Below are 23,387 nucleotides of genomic sequence, written 5' to 3'. Positions count from 1 at the left end.
ATGCATTATCTTGAGGTCAGAGAGCTGAACAAGTCCTATGGACCCACAGCTATTTTTGAGCAGATCAATTTCAGCGCCGCAGAAGGTGAATTTGTCACTCTGCTCGGCCCCAGCGGCTGCGGTAAATCAACGCTGCTGCGCTGTCTGGCCGGGCTAACCAGCGTCGACAGCGGCGAGATCAGAATAGAGGGCAAAGATATCGTGCCACTGGCACCGCAGAAGCGCGCCATTGGCATGGTGTTCCAGAGCTATGCACTGTTTCCCAACATGACCGTGGAGAAGAACGTCGCGTTTGGTCTGAAGATGCAGAAACTGCCCGAAGCGCAGATCCGCCAGCGGGTGCTGGAGGTGCTGGAACTGGTTGAACTCAATGACTATGCACGCCGTTATCCGCATCAGCTATCGGGCGGGCAGTGTCAGCGCGTGGCGCTGGCGCGTTCACTGGTGACGCGTCCGCGTCTGCTGCTGCTGGATGAGCCGCTGTCGGCACTGGATGCGCGTATTCGCCGCCATCTGCGCGATCAAATCCGGCGCATCCAGCGTGAGCTGAATCTCACTACCCTCTTCGTCACCCACGATCAGGAGGAGGCGCTGACGCTCTCCGATCGCATCGTGCTGATGAACCGGGGTAAAATCGTGCAGAACGGGGATGCCGAAGCGCTCTATACCCAGCCGGTCGATCTGTTCGCCGCCGGATTTATCGGCAACTACAACCTGCTCAGTGCTGAGCAGGCAACGCGCCTGACCGGCCAGTCTTTCCACAGCCAGGTGGCCATTCGCCCGGAATCGATGCTGTTCACCGCGCCGGGCCAGGGCATTCCTGCGGAGATCCTCAGCCACAGCCTGCTGGGGAACGTGATCCGCTATCGAATCCGGGCGCATGACGTGGAACTTTCGGTGGATGTGCTTAACCGCTCGGCGGCGGATTTGCATCCCGCAGGCAGGAAGATTGGTCTACAATTGGAGATGTCGACTTTGCGCCAGGTTGCTTAAAACACAGGAAAAAATCACGCATAGCACGGCAATCCCCTTTACAGATTGCTCTCGCTGTCAGGCTGGCAGTCTGTACTGTTTGAAGCCTGACAAACGAGGAGCAACACCACGTGTTAACCCTGCTTAACCTACTCTCTGCTGTGGCCCTGCTGGTCTGGGGCACGCATATTGTGCGAACCGGCATCATGCGGGTCTATGGTGCCGACCTGCGCCGCGTTCTGAGCCGCAGCATAGAAAAAAAACCGATGGCGTTTCTGGCGGGCATCGGCGTGACCACGCTGGTGCAGAGCAGCAATGCCACCACATTGCTGGTGACCTCGTTTGTGGCGCAGAATCTGGTCAGCCTGACGCCCGCGCTGGTGGTGATTCTGGGTGCAGATGTCGGTACCGCCATCATGGCGCGTATCCTGACCTTTGATCTCTCCTGGCTCTCACCGCTGTTTATTTTCTTTGGCGTGGTGTTCTTCCTCAGCCGCAAACAGACGCGCGCCGGTCAGTTAGGCCGCGCCAGTATTGGCCTGGGCCTGATATTGCTGGCGCTGCAGCTGATTGTTGAAGCAGCCCGGCCAATAACCCAGGCTGCCGGTGTCCAGGTGCTCTTCTCCAGCCTGACCGGCGACGTCATGCTCGATGCGCTGCTGGGTGCGGTATTCGCCATCATCAGTTACTCCAGCCTGGCTGCGGTGCTGATCACTGCGACGCTCACCGCCACCGGGGTAATTTCGTTCAAGGTTGCGCTCTGTCTGGTAATTGGTGCCAATCTCGGTAGCGGCCTGCTGGCGATGATTAATGCCAGCGGCTCGAATGCTGCGGGCAAGCGCGTAGCGCTGGGCAGCCTGCTGTTCAAGTTCATCGGCTGCGTGCTGATCCTGCCCTTTGTCGATATTGTGGCGACCTGGCTTGATAAGCTGCCGGTCAACGATGAAGAGTTAGTGATTTTCTTCCATGTGTTTTACAACCTCATCCGCTGCGTGGCGATGGTGCCGTTTGCTGACCTGATGGCGCGCCTCTGCCGTCGTCTCATTGCCGACGACGTCGACAACGCACTGCACCTCAAACCAAAGCACCTCGATCGCAGCGCCCTGGATACCCCGGCGCTGGCGCTGGTGAACGCCGCCCGTGAAGCGCTGCGTATGGGTGACGTGCTGGAGCAGATGCTGGAGGCATTTAATAAAGTTGTGCATGGCGAATCCCGCGAGGAGCGCACGGTGCGGCGACTGGATGATGATGTCGATGTGCTCTATACCGCCATCAAACTCTATCTGGCGAGAATGCCAAAAGAGGATCTGCCTGAAGACGATTCGCGCCGCTGGGGCGAAATCATTGAGATGTCACTCAATCTGGAGCAGGCCGGTGACATTATTGAGCGGATGAGCGGCGACGTTGCAGACAAGTCGCTGGCAGCGGGCCGCGCGTTTTCTGCCGAAGGATTAAAAGAGCTTCAGGAGCTACAGGAGCTGTTGATCGCCAATCTCAGAATGAGTCTGTCGGTGTTTCTGTCGCACGATGTCACCAGCGCGAAACGTCTGCGTCGCGCTAAACATCGCTTCCGCCTGATGATTCGCCGCTATTCTCACGCCCACGTTGATCGCCTGCACCAGCAGAACGTGCAGAGCATCGAGACCAGCTCGCTGCACCTCGGTTTACTCGGCGACATGAAGCGCCTGAATTCGCTGTTCTGCAGTGTGGCCTATACCGTGCTGGACCAGCCCGACGATGAACGGGATTATGAATAAGGCGGGTGAACAGAGCATTGCGTCAGGCTGAAAACACCCGGCGCTACAGCAGTGAGAAGCGGCGCATCATAATCATGCGCCGCCACGGTTACTTCTTCTTAATCGGCTTTCCGGACCAGTAACCCGCCAGCAGTGAACCTGAAAGGTTGTGCCACACCGAGAACAGCGCGCCCGGCAATGCCGCCAGCGGCGAGAAATAGAGTTTGCCCAGCGTCGCTGCCAGACCGGAGTTTTGCATACCGACTTCCAGTGCCAGTGTGCGGCAGGTTGATTCATCGAAGCCAAACAGTTTGCCACCCCAGTAGCCGCCAAGCAGGCCAATCGCGTTATGCAGAATCACCGCCGCGATCACCATCAGACCCACGGATCCAATAAAGCCCTGACTGCCCGCCACCACCGCACTGATGATCAGCAGAATGCAGACCATCGAAAACGCAGGCAGCCAGGGTTCCACCCGGCGAACCACACTGTTCATGCTGTGATGAATAATCAGCCCGAGGCTAATCGGGATCACGACGATCTTCACAATACTCAGCAGCATGCCCACCACATCAACCTGAATGTGGGTATCAACATAAAAGCGGGTTAACAACGGTGTGGCGAACACACCCACCAGCGCGGAGACTGACGAAATCGTCACCGACAGCGCCACATCCCCTTTCGCCAGGTAGATCATCACGTTGCTGGCGGTACCACTGGCGACTGAGCCGACCAGAATCATCCCTGCTGCCAGGTCGGGCGGCATATGAAACAGTTGTGCCAGCCCCCAGGCGGCTAACGGCATCACCAGATAGTGCAGGAAAGTTCCGGCAATCACCGGCGCAGGCCGGGTCAGTACTCGCTTAAAGTCGTCGATATTCAGGGTGACACCCATGCCGAACATAATCAGCATCAGCAGATAAGTGACCCAGGGGCCGATGCCGAGAAAGGTACCTGGAGAGTAATAGGCGGCAACAGACAACAGCACGGCCCAGAGCGGGAACAGGCGGGTTAACGTGGCGAGCATAGCCAGACTTCCTTATAAGAATGTTATGTTTTATGCAGGTTTGCCATAGAGAGTCGCCTGGCAGGAACGACTGCCGTGACGAAGGTGGAATCATAACATTTCATTATCATGGCGTAAGACGAAGATGGGGCGAGGCGGGAAAATGCGGATCGACTGCTGCCGATCCGCTGGATATCGAAGAAATTACGCTGCTTTTTCCTCTAAACCACGGTAGATAAAACCACTCATCACGGTGCCGATAATAGGCATGAACCAAAAGATTACTCGAACAGATTGCGATGCAGGGTACGTACCACGCTTTCCGCATCATTACCCGGCACCAGGAAGCAAAGATTGTAGCTGCTGGCGCCGTAGCAAATCATCCGCAGGTTGAACGGATCGAGTACACCAAATACCTCTTTACCGACACCGCACGCTTTTGACAGCTGGTTGCCGATAATCGCCACCAGCGCCAGATCTTCTTCTACTTCTACCCGGCACAGCGACGAGAGTTCAGTCAGCAACGCCTGGGTCAGCAGACTGGCACTCGTTGAGGTCGAGCCGGTGGTGTCGAGGGTCAGCGCCACGCTCACTTCGGAGGTGGTGATCAGGTCAACCGAGACATTGTGGCGCGCCAGGATATTAAAGAGTTCGGCAAGGAAACCAAATGTATGCAGCATGTTAAGGCTATGCAGCGTTAATAGCGTCTGCTTGCGGCGTAAAGCCAGCGCCCGGAACAGCGGCGGGTTGCGCGTTTCGTTGCAGACACGGGTACCGCCCGCGGCCGGATCCTTGCTGGAACCGACGAAGACCGGAATACCCCGGCGTACGGCGGGTAGCAGCGTTGCGGGATGCAGCACTTTCGCGCCAAACGTCGCCATTTCGGCGGCTTCTTCAAAAGTGATTTCATCAATGCGCTTGGCCGTCGGCACTACGCGAGGATCGGTGGTGTAGATGCCCGGCACATCTGTCCAGATATCCACACGCGCCGCGTTCAGCGCTTCACCCAGCAGTGCAGCAGTGTAATCACTGCCGCCACGACCTAAGGTGGTGGTGCGCCCTTCGCTTTCGCTGCCGATAAAACCCTGCGTAATGACCAAAGCCTGCTCAATGCGTGGCTGTAATTGCGCCGTGGCCTGCTCCGCCAGCACCTGAACATCCGGTACTGCCCGGCCAAAATGATCGTCGGTACGCATGACCTTGCGGACATCGAACCACTCTGCGTTAACCTGACGTTCACGCAGAATTTCTACAAACAGCAGTGATGACATCAGCTCGCCGTGGCTGACCAGTTCATCGGTCAGGGCATTCGAGGTGGCCAGTGAAGCAGCTTCAGAGAGCATGCTGATGTTGTCGATCATGCGATCGATTTCATCACGGATCACTTCAGGGCGCTGCAGGCGATCAACTATGGCGTACTGGATACGGCGGATATCATCAAGCAGCACAGCGCGCTGAGAAGCCTGCTGGCCTTCAGCCAGCGCAACCAGCAGATTAGTAATGCCCGCCGAAGCAGAGAGCACGACCAGACGCGTGCTGGCGTCCTGCAACACCACATCGGCGCTGCGGTTCATCGCTTCAAAATCGGCTACGCTGGTGCCGCCGAATTTTGCCACTATCAGTGTTTGAGACATGTAGGACCTCGTGTCAGGTTATCTTGTTCTCGCCGATGAAAGGGTCGAGAAACATTCTTTCAGCCAGGCACAAGGAAAGAGCAGAAACGGGCGGACAAGATCGGATAGACGAGTCACCCAGAAGCGCCCCACCTTGCGAAACGTCGACTGCAGACGTTTCTGGTGACAACCCAGAGGATTCAGCCCCTGTAGCCGACAGGCAACACACCGCGTGCTGACCCACCTCGGCGTCGCTCCCCATCATGTGTTTTCACCGGATACGGTTCCTCCAACACACTGCCTGGGCGACGCGCCTCTTCTGGCTTGCACACAGGTGCGCAAGTAGGCGCATAGATTTAGCCTTTTCTGGACCTGCTGTCAATGTCAGCGATGGCCGGAGAGCCGCATCAGAAAACAAATTAACCTGCGCCACAGCGGCTACAGTGCTTAATGGGTTCAGCACCTGCAACAATCCCTGACACGGCACAACGTTTTGCGCAGACTTTCGCGTCACACTTTGCCGCGCGTTGCCTCTGCGACCCGCTGGCTATTCGCGCCAGTGAATGCTGACGATAAACAGCCGCGTTGAAAACGCCTGTCCGGCGCGCGCTGACAAAATTTTTCCTTTCAGTTACAACTGTGGTCATACTGAAACGCTAAACGGGCATGATGTGCCTCCGATGGAATGACGGTTCTTAATATCAACAAGAGTGTTGCCATGAAAAATATCAATCCGACACAAACCGCAGCCTGGAAAGCGCTGCAACAGCATTTTGAGCAGATGAAATCGGTAGAGATTGCCGATCTGTTCGCCCAGGATGCCGATCGTTTTGCCAAATTCTCTGCCACCTTTGATGATCAGATGCTGGTGGATTTCTCTAAAAACCGCATCACCCAGGAAACCCTCGATACGTTACAGGCGCTGGCCAGAGAGACCGATCTCAGCGGTGCCATTAAATCTATGTTCTCGGGTGAGAAGATTAACCGCACTGAAGATCGTGCGGTGCTGCATGTTGCACTGCGTAACCGGAGTAACACGCCGATTCTGGTGGACGGCAAAGATGTGATGCCTGACGTCAACGCGGTGCTGGACAAGATGAAAGGCTTCTCCGAACGCATCATCAGCGGCGAATGGAAAGGCTATACCGGTAAAGCGATCACGGATGTGGTGAACATCGGTATCGGCGGCTCCGACCTCGGCCCGTTTATGGTGACTGAAGCGCTGCGTCCGTACAAAAACCATCTGAATATGCATTTTGTCTCCAACGTTGACGGCACCCACATCGCCGAAACGCTGAAAGATCTCAGCCCGGAAACCACCCTGTTCCTGGTCGCATCAAAGACCTTCACTACCCAGGAAACCATGACCAACGCCCACAGCGCGCGCGACTGGTTCCTGAAAACCGCAGGCGATCAGCAGCACGTAGCGAAACACTTTGCTGCGCTGTCGACCAACGCCAAAGCGGTGGGTGAATTCGGTATCGACACCAACAATATGTTTGAATTCTGGGACTGGGTTGGCGGCCGCTATTCACTGTGGTCAGCCATCGGTCTGTCGATCATTCTTTCGATTGGCTTCGACAACTTCGAGCAGCTGCTGAGTGGCGCACATGCCATGGACCAGCACTTCGCAACCACTCCTGCGGAACAAAACCTGCCGGTACTGCTGGCGCTGATTGGCATCTGGTACAACAATTTCTTTGGTGCTGAAACCGAAGCGATTCTGCCTTATGACCAGTACATGCACCGCTTTGCCGCCTATTTCCAGCAGGGAAATATGGAGTCTAACGGCAAGTATGTGGATCGCGCCGGTCATCCGGTGGACTACCAGACTGGCCCAATCATCTGGGGCGAACCCGGCACCAACGGTCAGCACGCGTTTTATCAGCTGATTCATCAGGGCACCAAGCTGGTTCCGTGTGATTTTATTGCGCCAGCCATTACCCATAATGCGCTGACAGATCACCATCCGAAGCTGCTCTCTAACTTCTTTGCCCAGACCGAAGCGCTGGCGTTTGGTAAGTCACGCGACGTCGTCGAGAAAGAGTTTACTGATGCCGGTAAATCTGCAGAGTCAGTGGCTCATATCGTGCCGTTCAAGGTGTTTGAAGGTAACCGCCCGACCAACTCCATCCTGCTGCGTGAGATCACCCCATACAGCCTGGGCGCACTGATTGCCCTGTATGAGCATAAAATCTTCACTCAGGGCGCCATCCTGAATATCTACACATTCGATCAATGGGGTGTGGAATTAGGTAAGCAGCTGGCAAACCGTATTCTGCCGGAACTGGAAAATGAGGATGAAATTACCACTCACGACAGTTCCACTAATGCCTTAATTAACCGCTATAAATCCTGGCGTTAATCGGCATTAATTTCATCGGGCGGCAACCTTGCCGCCCTTTTTTTGTCTGTTTTAAGGGCTTATTGGGCAATTTCTGGATTGATCGATAAACTCTGACGCGGGAAAAGTCCTAAAGTAGCCTAAGATAATTCTGAACATCGGCCTGCGAAACAGAGTCATACCCAGTATAAAATGGACCTGAAAAACGGATAATGAGCAGGTTAACTATTGATTCATAATCATATTTAATTACAACCGCCCTGAGTAAATTCTGATTATTCTTATTCCGTACCAGATATTAATAAAAAAGAACATTACGCTTTGCATTCCCCTTAACTGCAGCGAAATATAGGGTATCAACCGGAAATGTTCCGATATAAAAAGTAGTTATCCCCAATCTCACTGATTAAATCACGCCATCGCCCCGCCATTTGCCCTGGTTTTTATGGCACTGAACTCTGATATTTTGTTGCCCTATAATGAACGCGCCCGCAATGGGACTGTCCGTCGCACTGGTCGCAGCTTGTCTGCATCGCCATTGTTGCCGGTCAGAGATCCTTCATTCACTCAATGCAGGAAACGTTGTTATGAAAAAAACTATGGTTGCCGGTGCAGCCTTGATCCTCGTTGCCTCCTCCTCAAGCGCATTCGCTGCGCCGCAGGAAGCCGGTGAAGCAGGTACTGCAGCAGGCGCGCAGGCGGGAGCAATCTCTGCTGGTGCGTCCACCGCTGTCGGTATCGGCGCACTTGGCGCGCTGGTCGGGCTCGGCATTGCCGCTTCTGGCGGTGGTGACGGTGCAAATACCGGTACAACAACCACAACCACGACGAGCACCACTCGTTGATGGATGCCCGATACGCGTCTGATTACTGAACGGTAACAAACGGGCGAGGCTGAAACTCACTACGGTGAGGACTTCAGCGGAGCAACGTTGTCTGCCGCTTTGCAGCCAGACGTAACGGGCAGAGCACCTTTAAACATAACCACACGCCTGTGTGGTTATTTTTACTTTGGCATGACTTATCAGGGACACACAGTGCGCCAACTTCCTCTGCTGCTCGCTTGCCTGCTGCTGCAGGCCTGTACACAAACGCAAAAAGGTCTTGAACAGACTTTGCTGCTCGCGGTTAACGGTCCGGATGACGTCACCGTCACCGATCAACAGGTCAACAATCTTCCCTATGCCAGTCTCTATGCTCGTCTGAATGAGGGTCCGCGCATTTTTGTGGTGCTGGGCTACAGCGAGAAGGGGCAGCAGAAATGGGTCACGCAGGATCAGGCGATGCTGGTGACACAGCATGGCCGCCTGGTTAAAACCCTGGGCTTACCCGATAACCTGCTGAGCGTCAGTAATCTGCAACAGGATCCGCTTGCTGACAGCCTGCATATCAGCAACGGCGCAGGCTGGACCCGCATCGTGCAGTGGACCGAGCAGGGCAAGGTTCGCGGCGCGACCGTGCGTTCAACTTTCCAGCGCGGCACCGACGAAGTGCTGACCGTGGCGGGCAACCGCATCCCGTGCCGTGTCTGGCATGAGCAGGTGAGCATCGACAGCAGTAACCGCGAGTGGGAGAACACCTTCTGGATCGATAACAGCAGCGGCGATGTGGTGCAGGCCCATCAGATGCTGGCGGCCGATGCCTTCCCTGTTGATATCACTATTCTGAAGCCGGCGAAATCATGAAAAAAATCACTATTTTGCTGGCCGGGCTGAGCCTGTTCAGCGCCGCAGGAGCGCAGGCAGCTGCGCAGGTTACTGTCCATGCACCGCACAACGGCGGTCAGGCTGAGCTGAGCCAGGTCGCGGATCTCTCACAGCTGGTGACTCTGCCTCCGCTGCAGGTCAACACGGACTGGCGCGCAACCTTTATTGCAGAGCGCGGCGCAACCGCAGTCTCACAGCAGCAATATCAACAGACGCTGGGCGCGTTACGGGCCTGGCGTGCCGACAGCAGTGGCGATCGGGCGGCAGCCATTGATGAGGTGATCCGCCAGTTGAGCACCATCAACGTGACAGGTCGCCAGTTCACGTCGCTCGACCCGGACTGGATCCGTCTGCATCCGGCTGACAACCGTCGGCTGGAAGGCAGCTATGACCTCTATCTGCAGGCGCCCACCGATTCTGTGCTGCTGCTCGGTGCACTCAGCGGCGCAGGCAAGGTGAGCTGGCAGCCGGGTAAATCCGTACGCGACTATCTGGATGGTCATGACGCACTCTCCGGGGCAGAACGCAATTTTGTCACGGTGATTGCCCCTTCAGGCGCCACACAGCAGGTGCCGGTTGCCTACTGGAATCGTCGTCATGCGGAAGTGGAACCCGGCAGCGTTATCTGGCTCGGCTTTTCGTCATGGAGCCTGCCAGGCAGCTATGAAGACCTTAATGATCGCATCCTTTCCGTACTGACTCACCGGATACCAGACTGATGAAAAAACGTTATTTATTCAGCCTGTTGGCTGTTTCTGTGGCGGCAGCCTGTCAGGCACAGGCTGATACCTTCCCCGCGCCGGTGGGTCCTTCACAATCTGATTTTGGTGGCGTAGGCCTGATGCAGGTGCCGACGGCGCGCATGGCCAGAGAGGGCGAATTCAGCCTTAACGCCCGCGACAACGATCAGTACCGCTACTACTCTGCGTCATTGCAGCTCTTCCCCTGGCTGGAAACCACCGTGCGTTATACCGACGTTCGGACACGTCAGTATAGTGCGGTGTCAGAATTCAGTGGTACGCAGAGCTATAAAGATAAAGCCTTCGACCTGAAACTGCGTCTCTGGCAGGAAGGCTTCTGGCTGCCGGAAGTGGCGGTAGGAACCCGCGATCTCGGCGGTACTGGTCTTTTCGACAGCGAATATCTGGTGGGGACGAAAGCCTGGGGACCGTTCGATTTTACCCTGGGCCTCGGCTGGGGCTATCTCGGCAACAGCGGCACCGTTAAGAATCCCTTCTGCTCCTACAGCGACAGCTATTGCCAGCGTCCGCGGGTGGGCGAAGCGGGCTCAATCAATGGCTCGCAGATGTTCCACGGCCCGACGGCATTTTTTGGCGGCGTAGAATATCAGACGCCGTGGCAGCCGCTGCGCCTTAAGATGGAATATGAAGGCAACGACTACCAGAATGACTTTGCTGGCCGCCTTGATCAGCGCAGCAAACTCAACGTCGGGGCAATCTATCGTGTCACCGACTGGGCCGACATCAACGCCAGCTACGAACGTGGCAACACCTTTATGTTTGGTGTGACCATTCGTACCAACTTCAACGACCTGCGTCAGGCGCACATCGACAGCGAGAAGCCAGCCTACAATCCGCAGCCGCAGCCAAAACTGCTGGAGACGACGGTAGTCGGATCTCAGCTGACCGATCTGAAATACAACGCCGGTCTCGACGGTCCACGTATTCAGACTCAGGGCCATACGCTGTATGTGTCAGGCGAGCAGACGAAGTATCGCGACACCCGTGAAGGGGTTGATCGCGCTAATCGCATCATCATGAACCACCTGCCTGACGGCATCGACACCATCAATGTCACCGAGTCGCGCTTTAACATGCCGCAGGTGACCACCGAGACGAAAGTCGCCAGCCTGCGTAACGATCTGGAAGGCTATCCGCTGGGGCATGAGCAGCCGCTGCAACAGACCCGCAAAGAACCGGTCGATCCGGGTACCACTGAGCAGGGAATGTTTATCCGTAAAGATCGCCTGAACTACAGCCTGTCACCGGTGCTGAATCAGTCGGTGGGCGGCCCGGAAAGCTTCTATATGTATCAGGTCGGCGTCATGGCCAGTGCGGATTACTGGCTGACGGATCACCTGCTGGTGGGCGGCAGTCTGTTTGGTAACCTCGCCAACAATTACGACAAGTTCAACTACAACGGCGCACCAGCGGACTCCTCATTGCCGCGCGTGCGTACCCATATCCGCGACTACGTTGAGAACAACGTCTATGTCAACGATCTGCAGGCCAACTACATGGGCCAGCTCGGTAACGGCTTCTATGGTCAGGTTTACGGCGGCTATCTGGAGACGATGTACGGCGGTGTGGGTGGCGAGGTGCTTTATCGTCCGGTCGATGCGAACTGGGCGGTGGGCGTCGATGCCAACTATGTCCGTCAGCGTGACTGGGACAACATGATGCAGTTTAACCGCTATAAAGCGACCACCGGCAACCTGACGGGTTACTGGCGTCCGTGGTTTATGCAGGATGTGCTGGTAAAAACCAGTGTCGGACAGTATCTGGCGAAAGATAAAGGCGTGACAGTCGATGTGTCGAAGCGCTTCGACAGCGGCGTGATGGTCGGTGTTTATGCCACCAAAACCAACGTGTCGTCTGAAGAGTATGGCGAAGGCGACTTCACCAAAGGCTTCTATATCTCCGTTCCAATGGATCTGTTCACTGTGACGCCAACACGCGGTCGTGCGCAGGTGAACTGGGTGCCGCTGACGCGTGATGGCGGTCAGATGCTGGGTCGTAAGTACCAGCTGTATGATCTGACGTCGGATCGCGACGCGCGCTTCAACTAAGCAGAGGCGGCCTCCGGGCCGCTTCATGCTAATGAGAGAAAGCAGGCTCAGGATGAATCTGGCCGGGTTTACTGCGCTGGCGCGATAACACAGCTGACAGCGTCGGCGTTGATTTCCCTCCCTTCAGGCGGCCCGCTGGCCGCTTTTTTTATTTAGTCCGCATCGTAGCCGAGATTTGGCGCCAGCCAGCGCTCTACTTCGGTAACCGACATCCCTTTGCGTGCCGCATAATCTTCCACCTGATCACGCTGAATCTGTGCCACGGCGAAATAGCGGCTGTCAGGATGGCTGAAGTACCAGCCAGACACCGCCGCACCCGGCCACATGGCAAAGGATTCGGTGAGCTTCATGCCGGTCTGCTCTTCCACTGACAGCAGACTCCAGATAGCGGCTTTCTCAGTGTGCTCCGGGCAGGCCGGATAGCCTGGTGCCGGACGTATCCCCTGATAATTTTCGCGGATTAGCTCTTCATTGCTCAGATTTTCGTTGGGTGCAAAGCCCCAGATCACCTTACGCACCCGCTCGTGCAGATATTCAGCAAAGGCTTCCGCCAGACGGTCAGCCAGCGCTTTCACCATGATCTTGTTGTAGTCATCGTGCTGACGATCATAGGCGTCCGCCAGCGCATCTTCTTCCAGCCCGCCTGTCACCGCGAATGCGCCCAGATAATCCGCTTTTCCGGAGGTTTTCGGGGCGACAAAATCCGCCAGACAGTAGTTGGCGAAGTCGGTTTTCTCAGTCTGCTGACGTAAGTGATGACTCACACACAGCACTTCATCGCGCCGCTCATCACTGTAGAGATGAATGTCATCGCCGACCCGATTAGCCGGGAAAATACCGACCACACCACGCGGCTTCAGCAGCGACGCCTCACTTAATCGGTCGAGCATCGCATTGGCATCGGCAAACAGGCGCTGCGCCTCTTCACCCACCACTTCATCCTCAAGGATGCGGGGATATTTGCCCGCCAGCGACCAGGTCATAAAGAATGGCGTCCAGTCAATGTAGTGCCGCAGCGTGGCAATGCTGGCCTCCACCTGACTGACACCCGGGCGATGCGGCACCGGCGGCGTGTAACTCTCCCAGTCTAGTGAGGTGGCGTTATCGCGCGCTGCCTGCAACGAGACCGGCGGCGTGCGTGGCTTTTTGCGTGCATGCTGGATGCGCACGGTTTCGTACTCTTTACGCGTTCGGGCAACGAAATCGTCTTTTAAGGTGGCAGAAAGCAGGGATGACACCACGCCAACGGTGCGTGAGGCGTTCTGCACGTAGACCGTCGGACCGCTGTAGTGCTGCTCAATTTTGACGGCGGTATGCGCCTTGGAAGTGGTCGCCCCGCCAATCAGCAGGGGTAAGGTAAAGCCCTGCCGCTCCATCTCTTTCGCCATATTGACCATCTCATCCAGCGACGGCGTAATCAGGCCTGACAGGCCAATGATGTCCGCATTCACTTCGCGCGCCGTTTTGAGGATTTTTTCGCCCGGCACCATTACACCGAGGTCGATAATTTCGTAGTTATTACACTGCAGCACCACGCCGACAATGTTTTTGCCGATGTCATGCACGTCGCCTTTGACCGTGGCCAGCACGATTTTACCGTTGCTGCGCCCCGCCTCTTTGCTGGCTTCGATAAAGGGCTCCAGATATGCCACTGCCTGTTTCATCACGCGCGCCGACTTTACCACCTGCGGCAGGAACATTTTGCCTTCGCCAAACAGATCCCCGACTACGTTCATGCCGGACATTAGCGGGCCTTCAATTACCTCTATCGGACGTGGTACCTGCTGACGCGCCTCTTCGGTATCCTGCTCGATAAACTCCGTGATCCCCTTGACCAGCGAATACTCCAGCCGCTTCACCACGTCCCAGCTGCGCCACTCGGCAAGCTGCTTTTCCTGCGCCCCATCGCTTTTGCCGCCACGGTATTTTTCCGCCAGCGCCAGCAGCCGCTCGGTGCCATCATCACGGCGGTTAAGGATCACATCCTCTACCGCGTCACGCAGTTCTGCCGGCAGATCGTCATAGATGGCCAGCTGGCCTGCGTTGACGATGCCCATATCCATGCCTTTTCGGATGGCATAATAGAGGAACACCGCGTGTATCGCTTCACGCACCGGATCGTTGCCCCGGAATGAAAACGACACGTTGGAGACGCCGCCGGAGATCATGGCATGGGGCAGTTCACGCTTGATATCTTCACAGGCACCGATGAAATCCATGGCGTAGTTGTTGTGTTCGTCGATGCCGGTGGCGACCGCAAAGATATTGGGATCAAAGATGATATCTTCCGGTGGGAAACCCACCTGCTCAGTCAGAATCCTGTAGGCACGGCGGCAGATCTCAATTTTTCGGGCGCGGGTATCCGCCTGACCTACTTCGTCAAACGCCATGACTACCATGGCCGCGCCATAACGCCTGACCTGGCGCGCATGGTGGATAAAGGCCGCTTCACCCTCTTTCATCGAAATCGAGTTAACGATCCCTTTGCCCTGAATGCACTGTAGCCCTTTCTCAATGACCGCCCATTTCGAGGAGTCGATCATAATCGGCACACGGGCAATATCGGGTTCGCCCGCAATCAGATTCAGAAAGCGCACCATCGCCGCTTCAGCGTCGAGCATCCCTTCATCCATGTTGATGTCGATGATCTGCGCGCCGCTCTGCACCTGCTGCAGCGCCACTTCCAGCGCTTCGTTGTACTTCTCTTCTTTAATCAGCCGCTTAAATTTTGCTGAGCCGGTGACATTGGTGCGCTCACCGACGTTAACAAACAGTGACTCTGCGGTGATGTTTAGCGGCTCCAGGCCGGAGAGACGACAGGCCACCGGAATCGTCGGCAAGGGACGCGGCGCGACGCCTTCAACCGCCGCGACCATCGCCGCAATATGCTGCGGCGTGGTGCCACAGCAACCGCCAATGATGTTCAGAAAACCCGAAGTCGCCCATTCACCAATCTGCTGCGCCATCAGCTCCGCATCGAGATCGTATTCGCCGAACGCGTTTGGCAGACCAGCGTTGGGATGGGCAGTGACGTAGCCTTCGGCGATGCGCGACAGCTCCGCGACATACTGACGCAGCTCATCCGGTCCCAGCGCGCAGTTCAGGCCAAAAGAGAGCGGTTCGGCGTGACGTAGCGAGTTGTAAAAAGCCTCGGTGGTCTGGCCGGAGAGCGTCCGGCCGGAGGCATCGGTGATGGTGCCGGAGATCATCAGCGGCAGCGTCACACCCAGCGCTTCCATCTCGGTCTGCACCGCATAGATGGCCGCTTTAGCATTCAGCGTATCAAACACCGTTTCGATCATGATGAGGTCGCAACCGCCCTCCACCAGCGCGCGGGTCGATTCACGGTAGGCTTCCACCAGCTGATTAAAGGTGACATTTCGGTAGGCGGGATCGTTGACGTCGGGTGAGATCGAGCAGGTGCGGTTGGTCGGGCCGAGAACACCCGCGACATAACGCGGACGATCCGGCGTTTTCGTCGTCCACGCATCGGCGCAGATGCGCGCCAGTCGGGCCGCTTCGAAATTGATCTCCGCCGATAGACTTTCCATCTGGTAATCCGCCATCGCAATCGACGTGGCGTTGAAGGTGTTGGTTTCGAGGATATCCGCCCCCGCAGCCAGATAGGCGTCGTGGATCTCGCGGATCACGTCTGGTTTACTCAGCACCAGCAGGTCGTTGTTGCCTTTGAGATCGCAGGGCCAGTCCGCGAAACGGCTGCCACGATAATCCTTTTCCTCCAGCCGGTAGCTCTGGATCATAGTGCCCATGCCGCCATCCAACACCATAATGCGTTGTGCGAGCTGCTGATGTAGCGCGTCGATTTTATTGCTCACTGTTGCCCCATTCACGTCAGTCTGCTGGCGGAAAAGCCCGTTTTTCATTCTGGCACAAGCTGGTCAGGCGACAAAGTAACCTCGACGGAGAGATTTTCAGACACGGCCTCACAGGTCTGACCAGAAAACCAGCGTTTGCAAACCGCGCGATTAAAACGAAAATGATTTCCACAATGTAAAAGGAGAAACAACGATGGCAACGCCCGTTCCCGTTAAGCGCGGTAAGAAACCCCGCGGCACTCCTGTCGCCGCACCCACGGGCGGTCAGGTTCAATCGCTGACGCGCGGCCTGACGCTGCTGGAGCTGATTGCTGATTCGCATGGTAGCGTGGCGCTGACCGAACTGGCGCAGCAGGCGGGTTTGCCTAACTCCACCACGCATCGCCTGCTCAGCACCATGCAGCAACAGGGTTTTGTCCGCCAGGTGGGCGATTTGGGGCTATGGACGATTGGCGCCCACGCCTTTGTGGTCGGCAGCAGTTTCCTGCAGAGCCGTAATCTGCTGGCGCTGGTTCACCCGGTGCTGCGAAGCCTGATGGAGCAGTCCGGTGAGACGGTGAATCTGGCGGTGCTGGATCTCAGTGACTACCAGGCCGTGATCATTGATCAGGTGCAGTGTACCCAGCTGATGCGGATGTCTGCGCCGATTGGCGGCAAGCTACCGATGCATGCATCAGGCGCAGGCAAAGCGTTTCTGGCGCATCTGGGTGATGAACAGGTCACCGCCCTGCTGCATCAGAAAGGATTGCACTACTACACGCCGAAGACCCTGATGTCGCCGCAGAGCCTGAAGGATAATCTGGCACAGGTTCGCAAAGCGGGCTTTTCGCTGGATGATGAAGAGCATGCACTCGGATTGCGCTGTGTCGCCGCGCCCATCTATGATGAACATGGCGAGGCGTTTGCCGCGCTCTCCATCTCCGGCCCCATCGCCCGCATGACAGACGATCGGATTACGGAGTTAGGTGCGCTGGTCATTCGCGAAGCGCGTCAGGTTACGCTGGCGTACAGCGGTCGTTAATAACCTCTGCCGCGTAGCAGACGCTGAAACGCTGCGTCTGCCGCCAGGCGATCACCTCTTCCACATGGCCCTGTGCGATGCGCTGTTGCTGCGCACGCCACCAGCTGGCGTCAAATATCTCCGGATGCAGTTGCAGCAGCAAGGCGCCGGTCGCGGCTTCACTGCATAACGCATAGCGGAAGGTTTCCGGGAAGACATCGTCCGGCCCGACGCTGTACCACGGTTCGGCACTGAGTTCATCTTCCTCATAGCGCGCCGCTGGCACCTCCCGGAAGTTCAGCTCCTGCATCGGACGAATTTCATCGTAATCGTAAAAAATTACCCGGCCATGGCGGGTTATGCCGAAGTTTTTAAACAACATATCGCCAGGAAAGATATTGGCGGCCGCCAGCTGTCGGATGGCGTTGCCATACTCCTCAATGGCATGACGTCGCTCTCCTGCATTGGCCTGCGCCAGATAGAGATTAAGCGGCTGCATTCGGCGCTCCAGCCACAGATGACGGATGATCAGGCGATCGCCTTCGATGTGCAGCTTCTCTGCAACGCAGGCGTGGAGTTCCGCCAGCAGCGCCGGTGAGATGCGCGACAGCGGCAGTGCAAACTGCTCGAACGCCTGCGTATCCGCCATCCGTCCCACGCGATCGTGCTCTTTGACCTGCTGATAACAGGCGCGGACCTGCGCTTCCGTCACCTCTTTTTGCGGCGCGAAGCGATCCCTGATGACTTTGAATACCCAGTCAAAGCCTGGCAGCGTAAAGACCAGCATCACCATGCCGCGCACGCCAGGCGCGATCTCAAAGGCCGTGTCACTCCCGGCCAGCGCCTGAAGATATTCACGATAGCTTTCGGTTTTGCCGTGCTTCTGGCAGCCAATCGCCATATAGCGCTCCGCCAGGGTTTTGCCAGGCAGAATGGGCTGCAGCCAGGCGACCAGCGCCGCAGGCACCGGGGCATAAACCATGAAATAGGCGCGGGCAAAACCAAAGACAATACTGGCGTCATTTACATCGGTGAGGCAGGTGTCGATCCACAGTTCGCCGCTTTCAGTGCGCTGTATCGGCAGCAGACAGGGAAAAATGCCCTCCGGCAGATGCAGGCGCGCCACCAGCCAGGCAGTTTTGTTGCGATAAAAGAGTTCACTGTTGACCTCGAGCCAGCCCTGGCTCAGCCGGGGGAAATGCGACTCCAGGTGGCGGACAATCCACCCGACATCGCGCGCGCGATGCTGCCACGGGAGCGTCAGAGGTAAATCTCCCAGCACCTGCTCCACCAATGCCCGCCAGCCCCGCTCCGGCTGATAACGCCGTGATAAGGGCCGCAAAGGTGTGACCGGGGTGGTTATGGGCTGCGAGCTGATGATAAACAACCGGTCCGGCTGCAGGTCGGCATGTCCATGCAAGCGACAATAGACAGAATTAAAGAAGCTTTCGGCAATCTCATGTCGTGGATAGCCCGGCAGCAGGCTTTGGTAATGATCCTTCACCCGCAGCCAGAAAATATCATCCCAGCTGGCCGCGCCGTTCAGCACCCGCAGCTGATCGGCCACCAGACTGACGTGATGGTCATAGAGATGAATGCGGGCCTTCATAGCATGCTGCACTGCCTGCCATTCCGCCTGCTCAAAACGCTGCTGCGCCCCGGCGGTAATATCCAGAAAGCGGCCATACTGAGCATCAAAACCCTGCAGAATAGTGTGGGCAATCAGGGATTCACGTGGCGGCATAGTCAGCTCCGGTCAATGCCCGCCTGCATGGTGCAGGCGGGGAATCCGTCAGAGGATAAGCGTCAGAACTGGTGCTCTTCAGTCGAACCGGTGAGCGCGGTGACCGAGGACTTACCGCCCTGAATGATGTTGGTCACCTGATCGAAATAGCCGGTGCCGACTTCCTGCTGATGTGATGAGAAGCTGTAACCGCGATCGCGGGCAGCGAACTCAGGCTGCTGAACCTTTTCCACGTAGTGACGCATCCCTTCTCCCTGGGCATAGGCATGGGCCAGATCGAACATGTTGAACCACATGCTGTGGATGCCCGCCAGCGTGATGAACTGGAAGCGATAGCCCATGTCGCTGAGCGCCTGCTGAAATTTTGCGATAGTGCGATCGTCGAGGTTCTTCTTCCAGTTGAACGACGGTGAACAGTTGTAGGCCAGCAGCTTGCCGGGGAAACGCGCATGAATAGCATCAGCAAAGCGCTGTGCCATCGCCAGATCCGGCGTTGAGGTTTCACACCACAGGATGTCAGCGTAAGGGGCATAGGCCAGTCCGCGACTGATCGCCTGTTCAATGCCAGCGTGAGTGCGAAAGAAGCCTTCTGCCGTCCGGTCGCCACGTATAAAGGGACGATCGTATTCATCGCAGTCTGAGGTAATCAGGTCAGCGGCGTCGGCATCGGTGCGGGCCAGCAGTACGGTTGGCACACCCATCACATCGGCAGCCAGCCTTGCCGCCACCAGTTTCTGAATCGCTTCCTGAGTCGGTACCAGCACTTTGCCGCCCATGTGACCGCATTTTTTTACCGCCGCCAGCTGATCTTCGAAGTGGACCGCCGCCGCGCCTGCCTGAATCATCGCCTTCATCAGCTCATACGCATTGAGCACGCCGCCAAAACCCGCTTCCGCATCAGCCACAATCGGCAGGAAGAAATCGGTGTGCCGGCTGTCACCTTTTTCAATGCCGCTGGACCACTGAATCTGGTCGGCGCGCTGGAAGGTCTGATTAATACGGGTCACCACTTCTGGCACTGAGTTCACCGGGTAGAGCGACTGATCGGGATACATCTGCCCCGCCACGTTGGCATCCGCAGCCACCTGCCAGCCAGAGAGGTAGATTGCTTCGATGCCCGCTTTGGCCTGCTGCAGTGCTTGTCCACCACTCAGCGCACCCAGACTATTGATATATCCTTTCTTCGCCTCGCCGTTCAGCAATGCCCATAATTTTTCCGCGCCGCGCTCTGCCAGCGTACAGGCGGGCAGAACCGAGCCGCGCAGATTGACGACCTCTGCTGCGCTGTAAGGGCGGGTAATGCCCTCCCAGCGTGCGGTCTGCCAGAGTTGTTCCAGTTGATCGATCTGTTGAGTACGTGTCATGGCAATAGCTCCTCTGTTCAGGGGATCAGGCGATAGCCTGGCAGGGTAAGAAAGGAAACCAGCTCGCGTTCGGTGGTGATCTGCGCCATCAGCTGTGCCGCGTCGTCATAGCGACCGGCGCTGAATGGGGCTTCGCCCAGCGCGTTTTGCAGCAGATGGAGCTCTTCGTTCAGCCAGCGCAGAAACAGTTCAGCCGTGACCTGCTGGCCACTGTTCAGCACTTGCTGATGACGAATCCATTGCCAGATTGAGGTGCGTGCAATCTCAGCAGTGGCGGCATCCTCCATCAGCCCGTCTATCGGCACACAGCCGTTACCACTGATCCAGGCTTCAAGGTATTGCAGCGCGACGCGGATGTTGGCGCGCATCCCTGCTTCGGTGCGCTCACCCTGACAGGGTGCGAGTAATTGCTCCGCCGTAATCGGTGCATCCTCTTCCCGCATGACATGCAGCTGATTGAGTCGGTCACCCAGCGTGGCATTGAAGACCGCCATTGCGGTATCTGCCAGGCCCGGATGCGCAATCCAGGTGCCGTCATGCCCGTTGCCCGCCTCCCGCTGCTTATCCTCCGTCACGCGCTGCAGCACCCAGGCATTACGCGTCGGATCTTTAGCGGGTATCAGGGCTGACATTCCGCCCATTGCGAATGCTCCCCGGCGATGACAGGTTTTAATCAGCAGGCGCGAGTAAGCATCCAGGAACGGCTGAGACATGGTGACGGACTGGCGATCCGGCAGCACGCGATCCGCATGCTGTTTCAGGGTTTTGATATAGCTAAAAATGTAATCCCAGCGACCACAGTTGAGGCCAACAATGTGATCGCGCAGATTCCACAGGATCTCATCCATCTGAAACACGGCGGGTAACGTTTCGATCAGGACAGTGGCTTTGATCGTGCCGCGCGGCAGATCGAATTGATCCTCGCTGAAACTGAAGATCTCACGCCACCAGGCGATCTCCTGCCAGCTCTCTGTTTTCGGCAGGTAGAAGTAGGGTCCGCTGCCTTTGGCCAGTAATGGCCGCACGTTGTGGAAGAAATAGAGCGCGAAATCAAACAGCCCGCCCGGAATCGCCTCACCCTGCCAGCTGACATGTTTTTCTGACAGATGCAGGCCGCGAACCCGGCACATCAGTACCGCAGGGTTTGCGCCGAGCTGATAAATTTTGCCTTTGTCGCTGGTGAAACTCAGAGTGCCCTGCACCGCCTCGCGCAATGTCAGCTGTCCTTCAATCAGCTTTGACCACTCCGGTGACAGCGAATCCTCAAAGTCAGCCATAAAAACTTTTACGTTTGAGTTCAGGGCATTAATGACCATTTTTCGATCGGGAGGGCCGGTAATCTCGACCCGACGATCCTGTAAATCTGGGGGTATGGATTGAATACGCCATTCACTGGCTCTTATGGAAGCTGTTTCCATATTGAAATCTGGCAGGTAGCCCTGGTCATATTGTTGCTGACGCTGCTGGCGAGCCGATAACAGTTCTTCGCGTTGCGGTGCAAAGCGCGCAACCAGGGCCTCCAGAAAGGAAATCGCCTCGGGCGTTAACAACTGCTGTTCGGTATGGCTAAAGGGCTGGCTAAAGTTCAGGGTATGGCTGATCACTGAGTCTGTCATGCTGGCGTTCTCCTGTATTCAAAGGATCGAATGCAGCGGATCCACACGGTGTTTGTTTTGTAAGCGACAGGATCAGAGCATAAAGATTTATTTTTCTAAATCAAAAACTATTTCCATTTTTGTAATTTAATCGACCTATCTCAATGTTTTATATGCAATTAAATTTTTATTTAGTAAAGGAACGGTTTTCATTGCTGTTTTACTGGCGAAAAAAAACCGTGCTGCCATCGGCTAACACGGTTCAGTTGATCTTTGAGCGGGTCTATTCGAGCGTAGGATTCATGCGGCGCAGATCGAACGGCGTGATCTGATAAACGTAGTAGTTGAGCCAGTTGGAGAACAGCAGATTGCCGTGACTACGCCACGTGGCACGTGGTGGCAGGGCCGGATTATCCTGCGGGAAATAGTTATAGGGGATGTCCGGATTCACCCCGGCTTCATAATCGCGATGATACTCACCAGACAACGTCAGCGCGTCATACTCCGGATGGCCAGTAACAAACACCAGGCGTTTGTCTTTGCTCGCCATCAGATAGGCACCGGTTTGTTCCGATTCAGCAAACAGCTCAAGATCGGTGTAATCCGTGATCAGGTGAGCAGGAAAATCAGCATAGCGAGAGTGTGGCGCGAGGAAATTATCATCAAAACCCCGGGTCAGTAACGCATGAGGATGCAGTATCTGATGCTCATAGACGCCAGAAAGTTTGTTATGCCGGGTTTGCTTGGGAATGCCATACAGAATATTCAGCGCAGCCTGCACGGCCCAGCAGACAAACAGGGTTGAGGTGACATGCTCGTTTGCCCAGTGCAGCACGCGCTGAATCTGGGGCCAGTAGGCAACATCATTAAAATCGACCAGCCCAAGTGGCGCACCTGTCACGATTAAGCCGTCATAGTTGTCATGCTGGATATCTTCAAAATTGCAGTAGAAGTTGTTGAGATGCTCAGTGGGCGTATTACGTGACTCACGGCTGTCGATGCGCAGTAACTGAATATCGATCTGTAAAGGCGAGTTGGAAAGCAGACGCAGAAACTGATTCTCTGTTTCGATCTTTTTCGGCATCAGATTCAGTATGAGCACTTTAAGCGGTCGGATCTCCTGAACACTGGCACGCGACGATGTCATGACAAAGACATTTTCGTCACGTAAAAAATTCACTGCCGGTAATTCGTCGGGGACCCTGATTGGCATAACCTGCTCACCTCTCGCAACCATATAAACGTTTAGACATCTGGATGCCCAACATTAGCCTGATCGTTGTGAGATGTCGAGGTTTCATGCAGAAAATGAAAATGTTTCAGCTTAAAGTGGCATATTGCAGACGTAAAAAAGCCCCGCACTTCCGTGCGGGGCTTCTTCACTTATTTAATGCCTGGCAGTTCCCTACTCTCGCATGGGGAGACCCCACACTACCATCGGCGCTACGGCGTTTCACTTCTGAGTTCGGCATGGGGTCAGGTGGGACCACCGCGCTAAAGCCGCCAGGCAGATTCTGTCTCTGCGCCGCCCCGGGGGCCGCGCAGATATATCCGGTACAAGGCTGAAAATCGTGTCTCTCAAAAACGCCTCTGGCGTTGTAAGGTTAAGCCTCACGGGTCATTAGTACCGGTTAGCTCAACGCATCGCTGCGCTTACACACC

At 56.2% G+C, this 23,387-nt stretch carries 15 protein-coding genes, 1 rRNA gene and 1 riboswitch; of the genes, 8 read left to right on the top strand and 8 right to left on the bottom strand.

Annotation, left to right across the window (positions count from 1 at the left end; all coding sequences use genetic code 11):
* A complete protein-coding gene (locus HZZ01_RS10470; RefSeq protein ID WP_179897181.1) occupies positions 1-993 on the top strand; it encodes an ABC transporter ATP-binding protein in 993 nt (330 codons plus the stop codon).
* A 110-nt stretch (positions 994-1,103) separates the two neighbouring features.
* A complete protein-coding gene (locus tag HZZ01_RS10465; RefSeq protein WP_179897179.1) occupies positions 1,104-2,729 on the top strand; it encodes a Na/Pi cotransporter family protein in 1,626 nt (541 codons plus the stop codon).
* A gap of 88 nt (positions 2,730-2,817) precedes the next feature.
* On the opposite strand, the gene panS is transcribed toward HZZ01_RS10465, so the two are convergent.
* Together panS and lysC are read right to left on the bottom strand one after the other, a co-directional pair.
* Entirely contained in the window at positions 2,818-3,735 is a 918-nt protein-coding gene (gene panS / locus HZZ01_RS10460; RefSeq protein ID WP_179897177.1) for a ketopantoate/pantoate/pantothenate transporter PanS, read from the bottom strand.
* Between the two features lie 260 nt (positions 3,736-3,995).
* On the bottom strand, positions 3,996-5,348 hold the full coding sequence (gene lysC / locus HZZ01_RS10455) for a lysine-sensitive aspartokinase 3 (RefSeq protein ID WP_179897175.1): 1,353 nt from the start codon (positions 5,346-5,348) through the stop codon (positions 3,996-3,998).
* Positions 5,349-5,461: 113 nt separating this feature from the next.
* Positions 5,462-5,654: riboswitch (Lysine riboswitch) on the bottom strand.
* A 391-nt stretch (positions 5,655-6,045) separates the two neighbouring features.
* Here lysC and pgi point away from each other — a divergent pair.
* The 5 genes from pgi to HZZ01_RS10430 all read left to right on the top strand — a co-directional run bounded on the left by pgi (position 6,046) and on the right by HZZ01_RS10430 (position 12,186).
* The gene (gene pgi / locus HZZ01_RS10450; RefSeq protein ID WP_179897173.1) at positions 6,046-7,692 is read left to right on the top strand and encodes a glucose-6-phosphate isomerase; all 1,647 of its coding nucleotides are present in this window, start codon (positions 6,046-6,048) and stop codon (positions 7,690-7,692) included.
* 566 nt (positions 7,693-8,258) lie between these two features.
* Positions 8,259-8,516, top strand: a complete 258-nt coding sequence (yjbE, locus tag HZZ01_RS10445; RefSeq protein WP_179897171.1) for an exopolysaccharide production protein YjbE — start codon at positions 8,259-8,261, stop codon at positions 8,514-8,516.
* Positions 8,517-8,708: 192 nt separating this feature from the next.
* Complete coding sequence (locus HZZ01_RS10440; RefSeq protein ID WP_090963644.1) at positions 8,709-9,356, top strand: YjbF family lipoprotein; 648 nt, start codon at positions 8,709-8,711, stop codon at positions 9,354-9,356.
* Positions 9,353-10,096: a capsule biosynthesis GfcC family protein gene (locus HZZ01_RS10435; protein WP_179897169.1), complete on the top strand. Its 744-nt coding sequence runs from the start codon at positions 9,353-9,355 to the stop codon at positions 10,094-10,096. Before HZZ01_RS10440 ends, HZZ01_RS10435 begins: the two co-directional genes overlap by 4 nt.
* Complete coding sequence (locus tag HZZ01_RS10430; RefSeq protein WP_179897167.1) at positions 10,096-12,186, top strand: YjbH domain-containing protein; 2,091 nt, start codon at positions 10,096-10,098, stop codon at positions 12,184-12,186. Before HZZ01_RS10435 ends, HZZ01_RS10430 begins: the two co-directional genes overlap by 1 nt.
* Before the next feature lie 152 nt (positions 12,187-12,338).
* Here the strand turns inward: HZZ01_RS10430 and metH are convergent, their stop codons facing one another.
* Positions 12,339-16,070: a methionine synthase gene (metH, locus tag HZZ01_RS10425; RefSeq protein WP_218928161.1), complete on the bottom strand. Its 3,732-nt coding sequence runs from the start codon at positions 16,068-16,070 to the stop codon at positions 12,339-12,341.
* Positions 16,071-16,215: 145 nt separating this feature from the next.
* Here metH and iclR point away from each other — a divergent pair, with 145 nt between their 5' ends.
* A complete protein-coding gene (gene iclR, locus HZZ01_RS10420; RefSeq protein ID WP_179897165.1) occupies positions 16,216-17,043 on the top strand; it encodes a glyoxylate bypass operon transcriptional repressor IclR in 828 nt (275 codons plus the stop codon).
* On the opposite strand, the gene aceK is transcribed toward iclR, so the two are convergent.
* The 5 genes from aceK to rrf all read right to left on the bottom strand — a co-directional run bounded on the left by aceK (position 17,018) and on the right by rrf (position 23,233).
* Positions 17,018-18,766 (bottom strand): bifunctional isocitrate dehydrogenase kinase/phosphatase, encoded by a 1,749-nt coding sequence (gene aceK / locus HZZ01_RS10415; protein WP_179897163.1) that lies wholly within the window; start codon positions 18,764-18,766, stop codon positions 17,018-17,020. The genes iclR and aceK overlap by 26 nt on opposite strands.
* 62 nt (positions 18,767-18,828) lie before the next feature.
* Positions 18,829-20,130 carry an isocitrate lyase gene (aceA, locus tag HZZ01_RS10410; RefSeq protein ID WP_179897161.1) on the bottom strand — a complete coding sequence of 434 codons (1,302 nt, stop codon included), beginning with the start codon at positions 20,128-20,130 and terminating at the stop codon, positions 18,829-18,831.
* A 17-nt stretch (positions 20,131-20,147) separates the two neighbouring features.
* Positions 20,148-21,746 carry a malate synthase A gene (gene aceB / locus HZZ01_RS10405; protein WP_179897159.1) on the bottom strand — a complete coding sequence of 533 codons (1,599 nt, stop codon included), beginning with the start codon at positions 21,744-21,746 and terminating at the stop codon, positions 20,148-20,150.
* A 262-nt stretch (positions 21,747-22,008) separates the two neighbouring features.
* The gene (metA, locus tag HZZ01_RS10400) at positions 22,009-22,938 is read right to left on the bottom strand and encodes a homoserine O-succinyltransferase (protein WP_179897157.1); all 930 of its coding nucleotides are present in this window, start codon (positions 22,936-22,938) and stop codon (positions 22,009-22,011) included.
* 179 nt (positions 22,939-23,117) lie between these two features.
* Positions 23,118-23,233, bottom strand: a 5S ribosomal RNA gene (gene rrf / locus HZZ01_RS10395).
* Positions 23,234-23,387: the final 154 nt, after the last annotated feature.

The organism is Pantoea sp. WMus005 (assembly GCF_013415305.1).
GTDB classification, from domain to species: domain Bacteria; phylum Pseudomonadota; class Gammaproteobacteria; order Enterobacterales; family Enterobacteriaceae; genus Pantoea; species Pantoea rara.
The sequence above is the reverse complement of the archived record's forward strand: the minus strand, read 5'-3'. Positions and strand labels throughout refer to the sequence as shown.

What these genes read in the sequence shown, in the direction of transcription:
- HZZ01_RS10435 (WP_179897169.1), top strand. Translation starts at nt 9,353, where the DNA reads ATGAAAAAAATCACTATTTTGCTGGCCGGGCTGAGCCTGTTCAGCGCC.
- yjbE (WP_179897171.1), top strand. Translation starts at nt 8,259, where the DNA reads ATGAAAAAAACTATGGTTGCCGGTGCAGCCTTGATCCTCGTTGCCTCC.
- metH (WP_218928161.1), bottom strand. Translation starts at nt 16,070, where the DNA reads ATGAAAAACGGGCTTTTCCGCCAGCAGACTGACGTGAATGGGGCAACA.
- aceK (WP_179897163.1), bottom strand. Translation starts at nt 18,766, where the DNA reads ATGCCGCCACGTGAATCCCTGATTGCCCACACTATTCTGCAGGGTTTT.
- aceB (WP_179897159.1), bottom strand. Translation starts at nt 21,746, where the DNA reads ATGACAGACTCAGTGATCAGCCATACCCTGAACTTTAGCCAGCCCTTT.
- lysC (WP_179897175.1), bottom strand. Translation starts at nt 5,348, where the DNA reads ATGTCTCAAACACTGATAGTGGCAAAATTCGGCGGCACCAGCGTAGCC.
- panS (WP_179897177.1), bottom strand. Translation starts at nt 3,735, where the DNA reads ATGCTCGCCACGTTAACCCGCCTGTTCCCGCTCTGGGCCGTGCTGTTG.
- aceA (WP_179897161.1), bottom strand. Translation starts at nt 20,130, where the DNA reads ATGACACGTACTCAACAGATCGATCAACTGGAACAACTCTGGCAGACC.
- HZZ01_RS10430 (WP_179897167.1), top strand. Translation starts at nt 10,096, where the DNA reads ATGAAAAAACGTTATTTATTCAGCCTGTTGGCTGTTTCTGTGGCGGCA.
- HZZ01_RS10470 (WP_179897181.1), top strand. Translation starts at nt 1, where the DNA reads ATGCATTATCTTGAGGTCAGAGAGCTGAACAAGTCCTATGGACCCACA.
- metA (WP_179897157.1), bottom strand. Translation starts at nt 22,938, where the DNA reads ATGCCAATCAGGGTCCCCGACGAATTACCGGCAGTGAATTTTTTACGT.
- pgi (WP_179897173.1), top strand. Translation starts at nt 6,046, where the DNA reads ATGAAAAATATCAATCCGACACAAACCGCAGCCTGGAAAGCGCTGCAA.
- iclR (WP_179897165.1), top strand. Translation starts at nt 16,216, where the DNA reads ATGGCAACGCCCGTTCCCGTTAAGCGCGGTAAGAAACCCCGCGGCACT.